13 protein-coding genes are annotated in these 15,148 nt (G+C 61.8%); 8 read left to right on the top strand and 5 right to left on the bottom strand.

The genetic code is table 11. From position 1 onward, the window contains the following. Positions 1 to 30: 30 nt before the first annotated feature. Genes MKZ87_RS22685 through MKZ87_RS22665 form a run of 5 tightly spaced genes read right to left on the bottom strand, consistent with a single transcriptional unit; the run spans position 31 to position 5,732 of the window. Positions 31 to 849 carry a class I SAM-dependent methyltransferase gene (locus MKZ87_RS22685; RefSeq protein ID WP_085696665.1) on the bottom strand — a complete coding sequence of 273 codons (819 nt, stop codon included), beginning with the start codon at positions 847 to 849 and terminating at the stop codon, positions 31 to 33. Next, entirely contained in the window at positions 843 to 1,997 is a 1,155-nt protein-coding gene (locus tag MKZ87_RS22680) for an acyltransferase family protein (RefSeq protein WP_227233987.1), read from the bottom strand. The genes MKZ87_RS22685 and MKZ87_RS22680 overlap by 7 nt, the downstream gene beginning before the upstream one ends. Then, positions 1,994 to 2,890 carry a class I SAM-dependent methyltransferase gene (locus MKZ87_RS22675; RefSeq protein WP_266202017.1) on the bottom strand — a complete coding sequence of 299 codons (897 nt, stop codon included), beginning with the start codon at positions 2,888 to 2,890 and terminating at the stop codon, positions 1,994 to 1,996. The genes MKZ87_RS22680 and MKZ87_RS22675 overlap by 4 nt, the downstream gene beginning before the upstream one ends. Continuing rightward, a complete protein-coding gene (locus MKZ87_RS22670; RefSeq protein ID WP_266202016.1) occupies positions 2,887 to 4,191 on the bottom strand; it encodes a glycosyltransferase in 1,305 nt (434 codons plus the stop codon). The genes MKZ87_RS22675 and MKZ87_RS22670 overlap by 4 nt, the downstream gene beginning before the upstream one ends. Continuing rightward, positions 4,185 to 5,732, bottom strand: a complete 1,548-nt coding sequence (locus tag MKZ87_RS22665; RefSeq protein WP_266202015.1) for a glycosyltransferase — start codon at positions 5,730 to 5,732, stop codon at positions 4,185 to 4,187. Before MKZ87_RS22665 ends, MKZ87_RS22670 begins: the two co-directional genes overlap by 7 nt. Positions 5,733 to 6,158: 426 nt before the next feature. Between MKZ87_RS22665 and MKZ87_RS22660 the strand changes: the two genes are divergently transcribed. From MKZ87_RS22660 to MKZ87_RS22625, 8 genes are read left to right on the top strand one after another with little or no spacing between them, the layout of a single operon-like run. Continuing rightward, entirely contained in the window at positions 6,159 to 7,073 is a 915-nt protein-coding gene (locus MKZ87_RS22660) for a GDP-mannose 4,6-dehydratase (protein WP_266202014.1), read from the top strand. Continuing rightward, a complete protein-coding gene (gene gmd / locus MKZ87_RS22655; protein ID WP_007954189.1) occupies positions 7,070 to 8,041 on the top strand; it encodes a GDP-mannose 4,6-dehydratase in 972 nt (323 codons plus the stop codon). Before MKZ87_RS22660 ends, gmd begins: the two co-directional genes overlap by 4 nt. Positions 8,042 to 8,044: 3 nt before the next feature. Further along, positions 8,045 to 9,487, top strand: coding sequence for a mannose-1-phosphate guanylyltransferase/mannose-6-phosphate isomerase (locus tag MKZ87_RS22650; RefSeq protein ID WP_085696654.1), 1,443 nt, complete (start codon positions 8,045 to 8,047; stop codon positions 9,485 to 9,487). Continuing rightward, positions 9,488 to 10,285 (top strand): ABC transporter permease, encoded by a 798-nt coding sequence (locus tag MKZ87_RS22645; protein WP_266202013.1) that lies wholly within the window; start codon positions 9,488 to 9,490, stop codon positions 10,283 to 10,285. Continuing rightward, complete coding sequence (locus tag MKZ87_RS22640) at positions 10,285 to 11,535, top strand: ABC transporter ATP-binding protein (protein ID WP_085696652.1); 1,251 nt, start codon at positions 10,285 to 10,287, stop codon at positions 11,533 to 11,535. The genes MKZ87_RS22645 and MKZ87_RS22640 overlap by 1 nt, the downstream gene beginning before the upstream one ends. Further along, complete coding sequence (locus MKZ87_RS22635) at positions 11,532 to 12,899, top strand: glycosyltransferase family 4 protein (protein WP_266202012.1); 1,368 nt, start codon at positions 11,532 to 11,534, stop codon at positions 12,897 to 12,899. The genes MKZ87_RS22640 and MKZ87_RS22635 overlap by 4 nt, the downstream gene beginning before the upstream one ends. Beyond that, positions 12,883 to 14,013: a glycosyltransferase family 4 protein gene (locus MKZ87_RS22630; protein ID WP_266202011.1), complete on the top strand. Its 1,131-nt coding sequence runs from the start codon at positions 12,883 to 12,885 to the stop codon at positions 14,011 to 14,013. The genes MKZ87_RS22635 and MKZ87_RS22630 overlap by 17 nt, the downstream gene beginning before the upstream one ends. Further along, positions 14,014 to 15,144 (top strand): glycosyltransferase family 4 protein, encoded by a 1,131-nt coding sequence (locus MKZ87_RS22625; RefSeq protein WP_085696647.1) that lies wholly within the window; start codon positions 14,014 to 14,016, stop codon positions 15,142 to 15,144. It abuts the gene before it with no gap. The last annotated feature ends 4 nt before the right edge of the window (positions 15,145 to 15,148 follow it).

Below are 15,148 nucleotides of genomic sequence, written 5' to 3'. Positions count from 1 at the left end.
ACATCAGGCTGCAAGGTTACACAAAAGCGCTCAGGGCTTGCGGGCGATGATGACCTGACTCTTGGCCACCACCGCATCCAGCGCCTGCTTGATCTGCGCGCCGCGCGGCGAGTCCAGCACCGCTTGCCAGGTCTCGGCCCAGTGATTGAGCAGCGGATGATCCGGATTGCTGAATTCGACCTTGGCTTCCCAGAACAGCAACATCCACATCGACCAGTAAAAGCCGTACTGGCTGTGACTGATGATCTCGAGCCCCGCCTCGCTGACCATCGCCTTGAACTGTTCCTCACTGATGATGCGAATGTGGTTGGGCTTCTGGAAATACTCCGGTGCGGCGATGTCCTTTTGCAGGTCCTCGGAACTGGGGTGCGGCACGCTGAGCAAATACAGCGCGCCCGACTGGCCGACCCGCACCAGTTCGGCAAGGAACTGCGCCGGGTCGTCGACGTGCTCGATGACTTCAGTGGACACCACGCGAGTGGCGGTGCCATCGGCGATCGGCAGCGGATTGCAATCGGTCACATGGCATTCGACGCCACGCGCCGGCGTATCGCTCAGGCGCTTACGAGTCGCTTCGACCTTGGCGCCGTCGATGTCGGCAATGATGATCTTCGCCCCGCGCATGCCGCAGAAATGCACGTTGCCACCGTCTCCGCAGCCAACGTCCAGCAAGGTGTCGTCGGCGGTCACCGGAAAGTCTTTGAACAGCTCACCGGTTTCCTGATTGAACCAGCCGCTGAGCATCGCATCGTGCAGGCCGAGCATATATGGGTCTACCTTGTCGGCGACCGGTGCGACAGCTTGTACGGGGGCCGGAGCCGCCGTGAGTTTTTTCAAAAGGCTCAGCATGAGGTGGCTCCAGAGGACGAGACGACGGTTCGCGAAGTGCCGAGGCGTTTCACCAGCGTGGCGCCTCGATTGCGCATGGGCATTTCGATAAAGCGGTAGTTGAGTTCGCTGAGCAGAACGATCAGGCCACCGGCGATCAGCAGCGTCACAATCGGATGCCCTGCCGGGCTCGGCAGACCGGCGCTCTGCAAACGGAAGGTCATTTCCCGCACCAGTTGATAGGCCGGGATGTGGATCAGGTAAATGCCGTAGGAGCGGCTGCCGATCCATGCCATCAGCCGTTGCAGGCCACCGGCCGGCAACAGGTAATTGCGATCGTACGAGGCGATCCACACCAGCACGGCGCTGAGCACGGCGATAGACCCGATGCGGTAGCCGGCAAAGGTGAAACGGTCGGTAGCCATGAAGCTCAGCAGCGCTCCGAGACCGATCAGCGCGGACAATCCGGCCCATGGCCGACGCAGGAATACGGGCTCCCAACGGCGGTAACCCGGCTGCACGCTCCCTATCGCCAACAGCACACCCAGCGCCAGCGCGTCGGTACGGATCACCATCAGCAACGGCGTACGCACGGTGAACAATTGCACCGCTACAAGTGCCAGCAATGCCCACACCAGACGCTTGCGGCACAGCAGGATCAATAGCGGAAACAACAGGTAGAACTGCTCCTCCAGCGCCAGACTCCAGTAGACGAAACTGCTGCCGTATTCGTAATGAAAGAACGCATCGGCAAAGCGGAAGTTGGCGTACTGAAGCACGCCTGCCAGGGTGGCCTGAACGTTGGCCGACCATGTGCCGAATGCCCCCGAACGGTTGAGAAACACACACGCCAGCAGCATCAGCGCCAGCCACAGCCAGGCCGACGGCAAGAGGCGAAAGACCCGGCGCAGCCAGAAATTGCGCGTCTGCTCCCAGTATTCCTGGCGATTGCTGCAACCGCGCAGCGCCGGGATCAGGCTGCGGGCGATAACAAACCCGGAGATGGCAAAAAACAGGTCGACGCCCCACCACGGTTGCGCTACGGCATGGATCCTTTCAAGCAGCGGTACCGGGTCGGTGAACAGGCTGCCCTGCAAGTGATGAAACAACACGCCGAGTACCGCGACAGCTCGCAAGACTTCGATGTCCATGATCCGTTTGCCGCTCATGACACACGTCCTGTATCAATCGGTTTGCGGGCGATGATCACCTGACTCTTGGGCATGAACCGGTCGAGCATCTGTTTGATCGCCAATCCATCGGGCTGCGCCAGCAATTCCTGCCAGGTCCTGGCCCAACTCTCCATCAACGGTGGATACGGTGCCTGGATCCGGTCGCGCACGGCACCGTCGAGGTCACGTCCGGCAGCCCGTTCGCTGGCCCAGAAAAAGATCATGCCCATCACCCAGAAAAAACCCGTGGCCTGACGATGCTCGATCACCAGACCGGCATCCTCCACCAGGGCCGCGAAGCGCTCCGGGGTGAAGATCTGCACATGATTGGGTGACTGGTAATAACCCGCCGGAGCGATGCCTTGCTGCAAATGCTCGCCTACCGGTGCCGGCACACTGAGCAGATACAACGCGCCGGGACGGCCCATGCGCACCAGTTCGGCCATGAACGGCTCGGGCTGGTCGATGTGCTCCAGCACTTCCATGCACACGACCTTGCTTGCACAGCCGTCGCTCAACGGCAGTGGCAGGCTGTTGCTGACCAGACCGAGGCTGGCCTTGCGGCTCTGCGCTTCGACTTGCCGGGCGAGGTCGCGCACCTTGTCGTGCTCGCTGTCGGTGAAGATCACCGAGGCGCCTTGGCGCACGGCGAACAATGTCGCCACGCCCTCGCCACAACCCACATCGAGCAAAGTGTCGTCCGCATCGATGACAAAGCCCTTGAGCAGCTCGCCACTGTCGCCGTGAAACCAGCCGTCGAGCATGGCATCGCGCAGGCCGACGTCTCGCGGCGAAACACTGGCGGCCAGCGGTTCAGGCGCAGCAACCGGCGAAGAGTCCGGCACCGATCGCGCAACCGGACGCAAACGCCTCAGCAATGCGCGGATCATGTGCCTGTGGCTTCCGTTGCAGCGACAGCGCGAGATTCCTGCACTTGAGCAAGGAAATCACGCAAACGCTGCTCGGCCACCGCCTGACTGCAGAACGCCTGGAGACTGGAAACGGCCTGCGCCGACATTTGCGCATAACGCCCGGGGTCGTTCTTCGCCACCTCATAGCTGTCGCGATAGGCCACACAGACCGACGCCCAGTTGGTCATGTAGCGCAATGTGCGGAACGCCTTGCGCGGATCGTGAGGCCAGGCGGTGAGTTCATCGGTGGACTCGACCAGAAACGCGTTGTCGGTGCTCAGGTAATCGATCATTGCCGTGGTGCGCGGCGCCACCGCTGGTTTGCCGCAGGACATGAATTCCATCAGCGGCAGGCACTGGCCCTCGCCGTAGGAAGTGTTCACCACGTATCGGGTGGCCTGCACCAGACGCTCGTAGTCCGCGTCCGCGAGGTAGCCATAAATCAGCACGATGCGGCAGCGGTAGGACTGGTTTTTGTACAGGTGATGAAGAATGTCGCCGAGCGCCTCTTCGGCATCGTGATGCGTGAGCTTGAGCACCAGCGTCGCGTCTTCGATGTCGCGGAACGTCACGCAGAATGCACTGAGCATGTCTTCCCAGTTCTTGCGTCCGTCACCGGGATTGAACACCGATGTGTAGACGACACCGTCCAGCAGCAGCTCCTGCTCGCGCACCGGCGCCTGGAAATCGATGCCCTCGCCACGGCGCAAGTGTTTCGGGCCGAACGCGTCGAGATTGAGCTGACGACTGTCGGCGACCAAACCCTTGATCGTCAGTCGAACCGGTCCTGTCGAGGGCTGCCCCTGAGGCTGCGTGCCGCGGGCCGCGAAGCGATCCCACACCGGCGCCGGCACCGCGACAATCGGGTAATCGGCACCCATGGCTTCGCGCACCGCATTGACCGTGTAGCTGGAATGAGTGATCGCCGCACCACAGGCCTGGAGCACCATGCGCCAGTCATTGCGCGGCTCGTTGTCGAAGGGTTCGTTGGGAATGGTGCTGAATTCCCAGGCGAACACCGGCAGCGTCGGGCATGCCAGATGAATCGGCGTGCGGTGCGGCGGCGAGAACGACAGAAACACGCACGGCTCGCCACGGGACAGGCATTCCAGATACAGCGCATCGACTTCGCGCACCGGGTCGACGACTTCCACCACACGCCCAAGGCGTTCGAGCACCGGTCGGTATTCCTTGAGCACGAAGTAATAGCTGTACTCCGACCGCCCCAGATTCTGCGCGATGGTGTGCTGGTTGGTTTCCGAGTGAATGATGATCAGCATGAGGCGTTATCCGTCACGGGGGCGGCATCGGCAGCCAGCGGCACGAGACCGAAAAAGTCCGCCATGCGCCGTTGCACCGGAGCGAACGCGCAGTAGTCGTGCATGCGTTCGACAGCAGCGGCGGACATGCGCGCGTAATCCTGCGGCTGCGACTTGGCCATCCGGTAACTGTTCTCATAGGCGCGTTTGAGCGAAGCCCAGTCGGGCCGATAGCGCAGGGTGCGGTAGATGATTCGGGTGTCCTGGGGCCAGATCGTCAGCTCTTCGCTGGACTGCACGACGAAGGCCACCGTGTCGTCGATGTAGTCTTCCATCGCCGTATGGTCCGGGGCGATCACCGGTTTGCCGCTGGACATGAACTCCATCAGCGGCAGGCACAAGCCCTCACAACGTGAGGCGTTGACGTAAAAACTGGCAGCCCGGTAAAGCCGCGCGTATTGCTCGTCGTCCAGATAACCGTGCATCACCAGCACCCGGCAGGCGAACGGTGTCAATTGCGCGAGCAAGGTCATCAGTTCGCTGTAGTAGGACGCCAGATCGTTCTGGGTAATCTTCAGCACCAGGGTCGCGTCAGGCGTTTCGCGAAAGGCCCAGCAGAACGCGGTGATCAGATGGTGCCAGTTCTTGCGGCCGTCTTTGGGGTTGAACACAGTGACATAGACCACGCCTTCCACCGCAGCCTCGACTACCGAAGAGGTATCCGGCAAATCCAGCGGAGGTGGCTCGGCCACAGCCACCGCATGCGGCGCGGCGATGGCCGGGAAACGTTTTTCAAGCCAGGCGTGTGCGCTGTCCGACAGCAGATCCTGCACACCTTCCCAGTACCAGTTGTGCAGGTATTTCACCCGTTCTTCACCCGCGCCCAGCATCCACAGGCGCAGATAATGACGGGCAATGACCAGGCGCCGTTTGACCGTCAGCGGTGGCGGGCGCAGAGCCTCGATTTCAGCCAGTTGCTCGGCAGTCAGCGGTTTTGGCAGCAAGTCATCGGCAGACAGTCCCAGCGTGCGGCTGTCGAAAATGCAGCCCTTGATTGCCAGGGTCGCGCCGGTATTGATCGGCGCACTGGCAGGCTGCTCACGAATGGCGGCGAAGTTTTCCCACAAGGGTGTCGGCAGCACGAGTACCGGAAAGTCTTCGCCCATGGCGCGGCGGATCGCGCGGGCGGTATGGCTCGACAGCGTAATCACCCGTCCCTGTCGTGCGAGCATCTGCGTCCAGTCGTGACGCGGATCGTCATCCCACGACTCATCAGGGATTGAATCGAACTCCCATGCGATCACGCAGATCGTCGGACATTCAAGGTCGGTCGGCGTATTTTGTGGCGGCGTGAAGGACAGGAAAACGCTGCTTTCCCCGGCGCCGAGCAGTGTTCGATAGAGTGGATCGACCTCGGCGCGGCTGGACACCACATGCACCCGCCCCAGGCTTTCCAGCACCGGGCGATAGGCCTTGAGCACAAAGTAGTAGCTGTATTCGGGACGCCCGAGACTCTGGCTGATGGAGCGGTCGTTGACATCCGAGTAGAGAATGAAATTCATGGCATCCCACGGTGAAACCACCATCCCGGCCGCTTCACGCTATGACGGCCAGGCGTCGGATCGAACCGGTATCAGCGGTGTTCGTCCTGCGTCATCGGGCACGTCTCTGTTCTTGTTTTAATGTTCGGTTTTACCCTGTCGCACGATCCTTGCGAAATGCCGCAGGAGATCGCGCCGAGGGGCATTCTAAACACATCCCCCAAGGATTCGGGAACCGCCCGGCGAGAAAAACCCGACTACTCTGACGAGAACTGACCGGTCACGATTTGCCCGGTTGAAATTGCTGCGCAATTGGCACAGATTGGCAACCAAACAAATACAACAACGACTTCACCCGTCTTCTGACATGGTTTTTCTCTCGGTCTGACAGACATCCCCTTAAAACCTGTGGGAAGAGGTGAAAGTTAAAGACCGAGGGGTCGCTGTTTGAAAAAGAGTCTGTTCATCACGGGCCTCAGCGGGTTCGTAGGACAACACATCCAGTCACGTCTGCATGGGGAAGACGCGTCGTGGCAACTGCTGCCTGCCGCCTCTGCCTATGACCTGACAAAACCGGACAGCCTCATCGATCTGTGGCCGCAGCTGCCCGATGCGGTCATTCACCTGGCTGGCCAGACCTTTGTCCCCGAAGCCTTCCGCGACCCGGCACGTACGATCGACATCAACCTGCTCGGCACCCTGAACCTGTTGCAGGCACTCAAGACCCGTGGCTTCAAGGGCACGTTCCTGTATGTCAGCTCGGGCGACGTCTACGGCCAGGTTGAAGAAGCCGCACTGCCGATCACCGAACAACAACCGCCCTGCCCGCGCAATCCTTATGCCGTGAGCAAGCTGTCGGCCGAATTCCTCAGCCTGCAATGGGGACTGAGTGAAGGCTGGCCGGTGCTGGTGGCGCGTCCGTTCAACCACATCGGCACCGGGCAGAAGGACAGCTTCGTCATCGCCAGCGCCGCGCGGCAGATCAATCGCATCAAGCAAGGGCTGCAGGCACCGCAGCTGGAAGTCGGTGACATCGATGTCACCCGCGACTTCCTTGATGTCGGCGACGTGGTCTCGGCCTATTTCGCGCTGCTGGAAAAAGGCACGCCGGGGCAGGTCTACAACATTTGCTCCGGACATGAGCAAAGCATCCGCAGCCTCATCGAACAGCTGGGCGATCTGGCCGAGGTCGAGTTGCAACTGGTTCAGGATCCGGCACGCATGCGCCGCGCCGATCAGCGTCGCGTCTGCGGCAGCCATCAACGGCTGGCCCGGACCACAGGATGGACGCCGCAAATCACTACACAACAATCCCTGCGGGCGATCCTGTCCGACTGGGAGACGCGAGTACGACAAGAATGACAAAAAGTGCATTGATCACAGGGATCACCGGCCAGGACGGCGCCTATCTGGCCAGACTGCTGCTCGACAAGGGCTACAAGGTTCACGGCCTGGTGGCACGGCGCAGCAGCGACTCACGCTGGCGCCTGCGCGAGATGGGCGTTGAAGCCGATATCGTTTACCTGGACGGCGACATGGCCGACGCCTGCTCGGTGCAGCGTGCGGTGATCAAATCGGCACCGGACGAGGTGTACAACCTGGCGGCCCAGAGCTTCGTCGCTGCCTCCTGGGATCAACCGGTGACCACCGGCATCGTCGATGGCCTGGGCGTGACTCATTTGCTCGAAGCGATCCGTCAGTTCAGTCCGCACACGCGTTTTTATCAGGCGTCCACCAGCGAGATGTTTGGCCTGATCCAGGCCGAGCAGCAGGACGAAAACACCCCGTTCTACCCGCGCAGCCCTTACGGCGTGGCCAAACTCTACGGCCACTGGATCACCGTCAACTACCGCGAAAGTTTCAATCTACACGCCAGCAGCGGCATCCTGTTCAACCATGAATCGCCACTGCGCGGCATCGAATTCGTGACCCGCAAGGTCACCGACGCGGCCGCCCGCATCAAGCAGGGCAAACAGCAGGAGCTGGCCCTGGGCAACATCGACGCCAAGCGAGACTGGGGGTTTGCCGGTGACTACGTCGAGGCCATGTGGCTGATGCTGCAACAGGACAAGCCTGACGACTTCGTGGTCGCCACCGGGGTGACCACCACCGTGCGCGAGATGTGCCGCATCGCTTTCGATCACGTCGGCCTCAACTACCGCGACTACGTGAAGATCGACCCGGCGTTCTTCCGCCCGGCCGAAGTCGAAGTGCTGCTCGGCAACCCGGCCAAGGCCCAGCGCGTGCTCGGCTGGAAACCCAAGACCGACCTCGACACCCTGATCCGCATGATGATGGATGCGGACATGAAACGCGTCGCCAAGGAGTAGGCCATGCTGATCCCCGTGATTCTGTCCGGCGGTGCCGGCACCCGTTTGTGGCCGGTGTCCCGCGAGGGCCATCCCAAGCCGTTCATGGCCCTGCCCGACGGCCAGTCGCTGCTGGGCAAGACCTACCGCCGCGCCGCCGCGCTGCTGGACGGCTGGGGCGACATCGTCACGGTGACCAATCGCGAGTACTACTTCCAGAGCAAGGATCACTATCAGGCCGCGCGCCTTTCACGCCATCGCGGGCACTTCCTGCTTGAACCCACCGGGCGCAACACTGCACCGGCCATCGCGGCGGCGGCACTGTCGCTGCAAGCCTTGCACGGTGATGCAGCGATCATGGTGGTGATGCCCGCCGACCATTTGATCGTCAACGAAGACGCACTCAAAAGCGCGGTCGAGCACGCGGTCAATCTGGCGAAAGACGGTTATCTGGTGACCTTCGGTGTGGTGCCGACCGCCCCGGAAACCGGCTTCGGCTACATCGAGACCGGCGCCCCGCTGGATGCAAAAGGCGCAGCCAAGGTCCAGCGTTTCGTGGAAAAGCCCGACCTGCAAACCGCCACCCATTACCTGGAAAGCGGCAACTTCCTGTGGAACTCGGGAATGTTCTGCTTCACCACCGCCACCCTGATCGCCGAGCTGGAGCTGCACGCCCCCGAGCTGCTGGAACAGACCCGCGCCTGCATGGCCGCCAGCGAACCGCTGGAAACCACGGGTTACCTGCAACAGGAACTGTCGCCGCAACTGTTCGCCGAGATCACCGACATTTCCATCGACTACGCGTTAATGGAACGCTCCGAGAAAGTCGTGGTGGTGCCCGCCGGTTTCGACTGGAGCGATATCGGTTCGTGGGGCGCAGTCGCCGCGCTGGTGCCGGCCGACGCCGATAACAATCGCGCCAGCGGCGAGGCGATCTTCATCGACAGCCGCAACAACTTCGTTCAAAGCGAAGGCCGGCTGGTGGCCGCAGTAGGTGTTGAAGACCTGATCGTCATCGACACCGCCGACGCCGTGCTGGTGGCCCACGCCGACCGTGCGCAGGATGTGCGGCGGGTGGCCAAACAGCTCAAGGACAAATCTCACGAAGCCTATCGTCTGCATCGCACGGTCAGCCGTCCGTGGGGCACCTACACAGTGCTTGAGGAAGGTCCGCGCTTCAAGATCAAGCGCATCGTGGTCAAACCCGGCGGCAAGCTGTCGTTGCAGATGCACCATCACCGCAATGAACACTGGGTGGTGGTCGAAGGCATGGCCAAGGTCACCAACAACGGCAGCGGCACGACCCTGGTGGCAAAGAACGAATCAACGTTTATCGCCGCCGGTCACAAGCATCGCCTGGAGAACCCCGGCGTCATCGACCTGGTGATCATCGAAGTGCAAAGTGGCGAATACCTGGGAGAGGACGACATCGTCCGCTTCGAAGACCAATACGGCAGGACGGTGTGAATGCTGCTTTCCCTGTACCGCTCGCTGCATGACTACCGGGGTTTCATCCTCGGTAGCGTCAAGCGGGAGTTTCAAGCGCGGTATCGCAATTCGCTGTTCGGCGCGCTGTGGACGGTACTCAACCCGCTGTCGATGATCATCGTGTACACGGTGATCTTTTCCCACATCATGCGCGCCCGTCTGCCCGGCGTGGACGACGGCATGGCCTACAGCGTCTACCTGTGCGCCGGGCTGCTGACCTGGGGCCTGTTTTCGGAAATCACCCTGCGCAGCCAGAACATGTTTCTGGAGAACGCCAACCTGCTGAAGAAAATCAGCTTCCCGCGCCTGTGCCTGCCGGTGATCGTGCTGCTCAATGCCGGGATCAACTTCGCGATCATCATCGGCCTGTTCCTCGGCTTTCTGTTGATCACCGGACGCTGGCCGGGCATGGCCCTGTTGGCACTGGTGCCGCTGCTGGCGCTGCAAGTGCTGTTCTGCGCCGGGCTGGGCATGATCCTCGGCGTGCTCAACGTGTTCTTTCGCGATGTCGGACAGCTATTCGCCATCTGCCTGCAATTCTGGTTCTGGCTGACCCCGATCGTGTACCCGCTGAGCATCCTGCCCGAGTGGGTGCAGCACCTGTTGCAGCTCAATCCGCTGACCAATCTGATCGGCAGTTATCAGAACCTGTTTCTCTACGGTCAGTGGCCGGTGTGGAATTCGCTGCTGCCGATCTTCGTGATCGGCCTGCTGTTGTGTGCGGTCGGCCTGCGCCTGTTTCGCCGGCGGGTCGGCGAAATGGTGGATGAACTCTGATGGGGTACATACGCGTTACCGGCCTGGGCAAGGCCTACAAGCAGTACCCCACTCGCTGGAGTCGCCTGGCCGAATGGCTGATACCGTTTTCGCCAATGCGCCATCGCCAGCACTGGGTGCTGCAAGACGTGAATTTCGAGATCGCCCCCGGCGAAGCGGTGGGCATTGTCGGGGTCAACGGCGCCGGCAAAAGCACCCTGCTGAAAATGATCACCGGCACCACTCAGCCGACCTGCGGCCAGATCCAACTCGAGGGCCGGGTCGCCGCGCTGCTGGAACTGGGCATGGGCTTTCATCCGGACTTCACCGGCCGACAGAACGCAATCATGGCCGGGCAACTGCTGGGCATGCAGGTCGAAGACATCGAAGCACTGATGCCGGACATCGAACGCTTCGCGGAAATCGGCGAGGCCATCGATCACCCGGTGCGCACCTACTCCAGCGGCATGCAGATGCGTCTGGCCTTCAGCGTCGCCACCGCGCGACGCCCCGACATTCTGATCGTCGACGAAGCACTGTCGGTGGGCGACGCCTACTTTCAGCACAAAAGCTTCGACCGCATCCGCAGCTTCCGCAAGGCCGGCACCACGCTGTTGATCGTGTCCCACGACCGTTCGGCGATCCAGTCGATCTGCGACTCGGCGATCCTGCTCGAGGGCGGCCACATGGTCATGCACGACAAGCCCGAAGCGGTGATGGATTACTACAATGCCCTGCTCGCCGAGCGCGAAGGCCAGACCGTGCGCCAGGAACTGCTCGACGGCGGCCAGGTACGCACCGTGTCCGGCACCGGCGAGGCCGGGATCCTCAGCGTGCGTCTGCTCGATGAACGCGAACGCTCTATCGACGCCGCCGAAGTCGGTCAGCCGGTGACACTGGAAGTCGAGGTGGAGATTCGTCAGGACATCGAACGGCTGGTGCTCGGCTTTCTGATCAAGGATCGCCTGGGCCAGGCCATGTACGGCATCAATACCCACCGCCAGAACCAGGCGCTGGAAGACCTGCGGGCGGGTGAGCGCATCACCTATCGCTTCGCCTTCGTCATGGGCCTGGGCAAGGGCAACTATTCAGTCGCCCTGAGCCTGTCGCGACTGGACTCGCACCTGGACCGCAACTTCGAATGGCGCGACTACGGTCTGGTATTTCACGTAATCAACAACCGCAAGGAAGATTTCGTCGGCTGTTCCTGGCTGGGCGCCCACACCTCGATCACCCGCCATGCGGACAACCTCGCGGAGCGTGCGCCATGACCCGCCTGCTGGTCGAATGCACCCACGTCTTCAAACACCCGAAGGTCAATTCGGGGATTCAGCGGGTGGTGCGCAACGTCATCAAACAGCTGCCGCCGAGTGCCGAAGGCGTCGAATGCGTGCCGGTGGTTCTGCTCAAGGGCCAGTTATACCGTGTGAAGCGTCTGGCGCCGCTGGATTCGCCGCTGTTCAATGCCATCGTCACATTTGGCGAACGCCTGGAACGGCTGGCTCATCGTTTCTGGCAGCTGCATCAACGGCTGGACACCCGTTGCCGCACAAAACTGGCACGACGCGTGTTGTACGTCGGCTATCGCCTGACCTCGTTCGGTGCATTCGGGCTACCGCTGCGGCTGGTCGAGCAGGTCAATCGCTATCAAATGCCTCAACGCTGTGAACCACTGCAACACCAGCCAGGCGATCAACTGGTGCTGCTGGATTCGTCATGGCATTCGGACTTTTTCCTGCATGCCGAGCGCCTCAAACAGGAAGGCCTGGGCCTCGTTGCGGTGATCTACGACCTGATTCCGCTGTCCCATCCGCAGTTCTACGACACGCGGCTGGTCGAGGTGTACAGCGAGTGGTTCGACTGGATCGCCGGCAACGCCGACGGCTTCATGGCGATTTCCGCCACGGTGCGCGATCAGGTGCGGGCAGAACTGCAACGTCGCCTGGGATCGGCGCAAGTCGGCAAACGCTGGTTCGACTACTTTCACCTCGGTTCGGAGCTGGATCTGCAGAGCGTCGAAGCCGGCGTCGAACCACGTTTGCAACAGCTGTTCGCCACACCGGAGCCGGTGTTTCTGATGGTCAGCACCATCGAGCCGCGCAAGAACCACGACTATCTGCTGGATGCCTTCGACCGTGCCTGGGCGAACGGCTCGAAAGCTCGCTTGTGCATTGCCGGGCGCATTGGCTGGAAGTGCGACGCGCTGCTTGCGCGGATCCGCAATCATCCCGAACTGAACCGGCGTCTGTTCATGTTCAACGACTTGAGCGACACCAGCCTGGAACACGCTTACGCCCATGCCAGCGCACTGGTGTTTCCGTCGTTCATCGAAGGTTTCGGCCTGCCGCTGGTGGAAGCGATGCAGCGCGGGCTGCCGGCGATGGGCAGTGACATACCGGTGTTCCGCGAGATCGGCGGTGAATTCATGGCGTATTTCGATCTGCAATCGCCGCACAGCCTCGCCGATCTGGTGCAGACCTTTGAACGCAGCGGTCGATTCCCCGCGGCCCGCGATGTGAGCGACTGGCAATGGATCGGCTGGCGCGAAGCCAGCGCGCAACTGGCCGAGCGTACCGCGCGCCATGTGCTGGAGGCACCTGAGGTGTCAGCGAGGCAACATGCGCATAGCCCTTAACGCCCGGATTCTCCAGGCACCGCGCACCGGCATCGGCCATTACGTGGCCGAGCTGGTGAATGCCTTGCACGCGGAAACCGATATCGAAGTGGCGCTGTTCCATGGCTGGGGCTGGAGCTCGCAACTGCCGGAAGCGGCGATGCCCGGTTATTCGCGCCTGACGCCGCTGCTGCGACAGATCCCAGGCGCCTATCAGGCGCGCCGCTGGCTGGAGCAGAAGCGCTTCGATCAGGGCCCTGCGCAACCGGTCGATCTGTATCACGAACCAAGCCTGTGGCCGCTGGCCTTCGACGGCCCGACCGTGATCACCCTGCACGATCTCACGCACCTGCATTTCCCCGAGACCCAGCCGCCGGCACGGCTGCGGGAAATCGAACGGCGGCTCGCCGACGGCGTACGCCAGGCGCGGATCATTCTGACTGACTCGCAAGCCGTCGCTGACGAGGCCCGGGATTATTTCGGACTGCCTGCCGAGCGCTTCGTGGTCGCACCGCTGGGTGTTGCCGAGCGCTTCCATCCGCGCGAGCCGCACGACATCGATGCGGTGCTCAAGGCCCATGCGGTCGAGTACCGGGAGTATTTCCTGTGTGTCGGGACTCTGGAGCCGCGCAAGAACCTTAACCTGGCCCTGCGCGCCCACGGGCGGCTGCCGGAACGGGTGCGCCAGCGTTTCCCGCTGTTGATCGTCGGCATGGCCGGCTGGCAGCGCGATCAGTTCAGTGAAGAATTGAATCAGGCGCTGGCTTGCGGGCACGTGTGCCTGCTCGGCTATTTGCCCGACGAGCAAGTCGCGCAATTGCTGGCCGGCGCCCGGGCGCTGGTTTTTCCGTCGCTGTATGAGGGGTTCGGCCTGCCGGTGCTGGAAGCGATGGCCAGCGGCACGCCGGTGGTGCTCACCCGCTCTTCGGCCATGCCGGAAGTGGCGGGCGATGCCGGCAACTATATTGAAGCTGACGATGCAGACGGCTTGCGTGATGCGATGAGCCGACTGATCGATGATCAAGCGCACTGGCAGGCATGCCGGGAAGCCGGATTGCAGCAGGCACGGCTTTTTTCCTGGAAGCGTTGCGCGCAGGCCACGGCCGGCGCCTACCACCAGGCCATGGGAGGTTGAATGCGGGTTCTCCATTTTTTCAAGACATACCTGCCTGACTCGGTCGGCGGTATCGAACAAGTCATCTTTCAACTCTGCGAAAGTGGCGCCCAGCACGGCATCGAAGGCCAGGTACTGACGCTCAGCGCCAATCCCGAGCCAGCCGTGGTACGCCTTGGCCAGCACGAAGTGCATCGGGCCAGACTGGACGTGCAGTTCGCCTCCACCGGGTTTTCCTGGAGCGTGTTCAAGCGGTTTCGCGACCTGGCCGCCGAAGCCGACGTGATCAACTACCACTTCCCGTGGCCGTTCATGGATCTGGTGCACTTCGCCAGCGGCGTGAACAAACCGACGGTGGTGACGTACCACTCGGACATCATTCGCCAGAAGCACCTGCTCAAACTTTATCGCCCCCTGATGAACCGCTTTCTCGCCAGCGCCGACCGGATTGTCGCGGCTTCGCCGAACTACCTGCACACCAGCGATGTGTTGCAGCAGTTCCGGGACAAGACCCGCGTCATCCCGTATGGATTGAACAAGGCAGGTTATCCACAGCCCGACGTCGAGCGCATGAACCGCTGGCGTCAGCAGCTTGGGGATAAGTTTTTCCTGTTCGTCGGGGTAATGCGCTATTACAAGGGCCTGCACATCCTGCTCGACGCCTTGAAAGACGTGGACTATCCGGTGGTGATCGTCGGCGCCGGCCCGCTGGAGCAGGAACTGCACGCCCAGGCCGCCGCGCTGGGCCTGCGCAACATTCATTTCCTCGGCCGTCTGAGCGATGAAGACAAGGTCGCCCTGCTGCAACTGAGCTACGCCATCGTATTCCCGTCGCACCTGCGCTCGGAAGCGTTCGGCATTTCGCTGCTCGAAGGCGCGATGTACGGCAAACCGATGATCTCCAGCGAGATCGGCACCGGCACCAGCTATATCAATATCCACAACGAAACCGGACTGGTGGTGCCACCGAGTCATCCACAGGCGTTTCGTGAAGCGATGCGCACCCTGTGGGAAAACCCGGCCCGCGCCGCCGAAATGGGCCTCAAGGCTGAGGCCCGTTATCGGCAGTTATTCACAGCCGATGAGATGGGCCGCAAGTGGACCGAGTTGTATCAGGAGCTGCTGGAAGAAAAGGCATTGTCCTTCGCCTGATCCG

Origin of the sequence: Pseudomonas sp. MCal1 (assembly GCF_026341415.1) — a bacterium.
In the GTDB taxonomy this organism is placed as follows: domain Bacteria; phylum Pseudomonadota; class Gammaproteobacteria; order Pseudomonadales; family Pseudomonadaceae; genus Aquipseudomonas.
Note: the sequence above shows the minus strand (reverse complement) of the source record. Positions and strands in the feature narration are given on the sequence as shown.